The following is a 3765-nucleotide window of genomic DNA, read 5'->3' on the forward strand; positions in this document are numbered from 1 at the left end:
CCTTGTTCAATGCTCAGTTCAAGCTTAGTTGGAGGTCGCGATTGATGCCATTAACTATGGCTGTCTATGTATTTTAGTCTATGTATTTTTCGCCGAAAGAGACGCCGAGCTGCAATGGATTCGACCTATTTGGAAAAACTAATAAATGCTTGAAAAACATTCACGATCTTACCCTAGATAAGGACGCGGCTGTGCGCGGCCTATCCTTATACGTTAGTATGCCGGCAGTTCATCGGCACACTTATATGACTCACTAGTTGCAGCAAGATTAAGCATTCTCTTGTTGAATACCTCTGCATAGGAAAACGCCTTGGTTATTAAATCACTTGAGGGCCCACAAACTGAACTATCAACACCAACCCACAAAGTTTCCCACAAAGTTTCCCACTTAGTTTCCAATACTACGCAAACAGTCATCTCAATATCGTCAAATGCGGGACGCGTAGGAGCAATGCCGTTAGCTACAGATATAAATGAAACTCCTGACTTATCAAAGGTTAATTCAGCATCTTTGGAAGCATTGCTTACATCATATCTAGCTTGCTCAGACTCAAAACGACAGTCATCAGCAGAAGCAATATTTGACCATACAATAAGCACTAGTATGAACTTCCTCATACACCCTCCTGGCATACTAACAGCTTATTCATTAGTCGCTCGATAACGTTCTCGGCAACTCGTATAATTTTTAACAAACTATCACTGCTAAGACATTGCTGTAAATAGATAATTTCTAAGTTTAGGCTACAAAAACTGCCTTGTTGAGTGCGGAGAAAGAGAGCCTAGGGAGGAATACCTAACTCTGTATGCAACGTGGCTGGATATGAAGGCCTTAACTGCATCTTCACTAGGTTATTAAAGAGTAAATACTTAGCACTTGTGTTTTAGCTTTAGCGGTTTTCCGTAAACATCCGAGCCTAAAAATATTTCAATGAACTCAAAGAATCAAATCTCCCCCCGTTGGAAATTTTGCTTTTCAAATTTCGCCGGTGCGCTGAGGGATTGCCTAGGGGCGTAAGCGCTTTGCCCATTGGCTCGGGTGTGGGCGAAGCGCCACGACTTTAATCAGACGTAGTCTGATGCATTAGAGGTTTTGCTGGTCGCTGGCTATTAGATACCCCTCTATTCAAAGGTAAACACGTTCGAGATATTTAACGCTTCCTCTTGGCACCCAAAGCCCGCTTTTTGGCACGTTGTCTTTGTGCCGCTTTACCATTTTTACGTGGCTGCACTTCCATTTTGGTTAAGTCTGGCTCAAAACCCGGTAACCATTGCTGTGGTAGACGCTTATCTAGTAGTGACTCTAGCTCTTCGAGCAAGCGAGCATCATCCTCACTATAGAGTGTAATTGCTTTACCTGTGCAACCTGCCCGGCCCGTGCGGCCTATACGGTGGATATAGTCTTCAGCAACAAATGGGATCTCAAAATTAACCACATAATTGAGCTCAACAATATCAAGCCCCCGCGCCGCTACATCCGTTGCGACTAACGCTTTGATATTTCCTGATTTAAAATCATTAAGCACTTGTTCGCGCGCACCTTGACTTAAATCACCATGAAAAGCTTTAGCCGCAACACCTGCTGCAACTAACTTACTGGTAATGGTATCGGCGGTTTGTTTCTTACGGCTAAAAATGAGTACTTGTTGCCAGTCGTGCTTGATAATTAAATGGCTAATTAGGGCGGGCTTTCGCTCGCTATCAACCGCGTAGACTATTTCCTCGACACTGTCTGCGGCGCTATTGGCCTTATCAACTTCAAGGCGTAAAGGTTTGTTGAGTAACTGCTTACTTAAACGGTAGATAGCATCTGAAAAGGTCGCCGAAAACAGCAAAGTTTGTCGCTCCGCAGGTAGCTGCTTGAGAATGGCATTAATTTCATCCATAAAGCCCATATCCAGCATTCTGTCGGCTTCATCAAAAACTAAAGTTTCAATCGCCATCAATGACAACGAACCACGGCGCAGGTGATCCAGTAACCGACCAGGAGTAGCAACCACAATATCGACGCCAGCTGCGAGTATGCTTGCCTGAGCATCGATACTTACACCGCCATAAATAACCATGCTTTTAAGCGCGGTATTCACCCCGTACTCAGTAACACTTTTATTCACTTGAACAGCAAGTTCACGAGTCGGCACTAAGATTAAAGCACGGATACTATCAATCTTTTTACCAACTGACTGTGTAGTCAACCGCTGCAGTATTGGTAGGGTAAAAGCCGCAGTTTTACCGGTGCCAGTCTGAGCACTCGCCATTAAATCTTTACCACTTAAAATAGTCGGAATGGCAGCAGTTTGGATCGGTGTAGGCTCGTTATAACCTTTTTGCTTTAGAAGGCTTAGTAACTCGTCACTTAATAATAAAGATGAAAAAGACACCTGCATGTACCTAAATATCGCTATAGAACTTGCGCGCATAGTAACAGAAAACATCACAGTTGTTTTATTCGCTTTAACTGGTAACTCAGCCAAGCAATAGCGGTGAGTTATTTGAAAACATTAAGCTTTAGATACTATACTCAAAACTCGTTTAAGAGGGATCGAATAACGTGATAAATAATAACAAGATAGTGCTATCCATAACCATTGCAGCTTCGAGTTTGCTCTCAAGTAATGCCAGCGCAATTGATTTCTTTGACCCCATTGATGGTTACTTTGATGCTGGCGAATATCTAGCAGAAAATGCCTACGGTTTTCTGCCAGTACCTAGCATTATCACCGAACCGTCAGTGGGTAACGGTCTCGCGGTAATGGGGTTATTTCTGCATGAGACTGACGCTCAAAGAGACAAACGAAAAGAGGTGGCCACCCACTCCATTGATGGTGGTGCGCAGCTGCTCACACCTGGCATATCGGTAGTCGGGATCGGCGCCACAGATAATGGCACAAAAGTGGGCTTTGCTGGACATCGACAAACATGGGGCAAAGACAGTATTCGTTACTTGGTCGGTGGCGGCTATGGCGATATCAATATGAGCTATTACAGCCAAAATGATTTTGCTGATGCTCTCTCCCTCGATCTTAACTTGCAAGGTTATGGATTACTGCAAAAATTCCAGTATCGTATTCCTGACAGTGCATTTTTCGTTGGTATATCTCAGAAATTCTTTAGTGTTGATATGAGCAATCGTCACGAAAACAGCACTCTGCCTCCCGAACTCATTGATAGACTCACAGGGCTATTAAATACCACTCCCAAGGTCTCTGCACTCGGCGCTATAATCGAATATGACAGCCTCAATAACTTCTTTCTACCCACCAGCGGCTATAACTATGTTGCTGAATATGATTGGTTTAGCGAAAGCCTAGGCAGTGATTATGATTACCAAACATTGAACGTTGAAGGTATCAACTATTGGCCACTTTCTAAAAGCCTGACATTCGGATTAAAGATGCGCTATCAATCCGTTACCAGCGATGACCGGCTACCAGTTTTTGCCTATCCTTATATCGATCTTCGTGGTATCCCCAAAAACCGTTACCAAGGGGAGAACGTTGGCTCTGCCGAGGTGCAATTAATGTGGAAAGTCACCCCTCGTTGGATGCTGCTGTCTTTCTTTGGCAGCGGTGTGGCTGGAGACTCTAGCAGCTCAATGTGGAACAGCGATGAACAAAATGCTTATGGGCTAGGCTTTAGGTACACCATTGCAAGACGTTACGGCCTGCACATGGGAATTGATGTTGCTAAAGGCCCTGAAGATGTGGCCTGGTACGTTAATGTTGGCACAGGGTTTTAATGTTCATTAAGGGCTGTTGATCTTTC

At 44.0% G+C, this 3765-nt stretch carries 3 protein-coding genes; 1 reads left to right on the plus strand and 2 read right to left on the minus strand.

Translation table 11 applies throughout. The features are described 5' to 3' along the window. Nucleotides 1-213 precede the first annotated feature (213 nt). Nucleotides 214-618 carry a hypothetical protein gene (locus tag AB4238_RS15375; protein WP_372034218.1) on the minus strand — a complete coding sequence of 135 codons (405 nt, stop codon included), beginning with the start codon at nucleotides 616-618 and terminating at the stop codon, nucleotides 214-216. A gap of 533 nt (nucleotides 619-1151) precedes the next feature. After that, nucleotides 1152-2381: a DEAD/DEAH box helicase gene (locus AB4238_RS15380; RefSeq protein ID WP_372034219.1), complete on the minus strand. Its 1230-nt coding sequence runs from the start codon at nucleotides 2379-2381 to the stop codon at nucleotides 1152-1154. A gap of 170 nt (nucleotides 2382-2551) precedes the next feature. Here AB4238_RS15380 and AB4238_RS15385 point away from each other — a divergent pair, with 170 nt between their 5' ends. After that, complete coding sequence (locus tag AB4238_RS15385) at nucleotides 2552-3739, plus strand: BamA/TamA family outer membrane protein (RefSeq protein ID WP_372034220.1); 1188 nt, start codon at nucleotides 2552-2554, stop codon at nucleotides 3737-3739. The last annotated feature ends 26 nt before the right edge of the window (nucleotides 3740-3765 follow it).

It is taken from the genome of Shewanella sp. 10N.286.45.A1, from assembly GCF_041470405.1.
GTDB lineage: Bacteria > Pseudomonadota > Gammaproteobacteria > Enterobacterales > Shewanellaceae > Shewanella.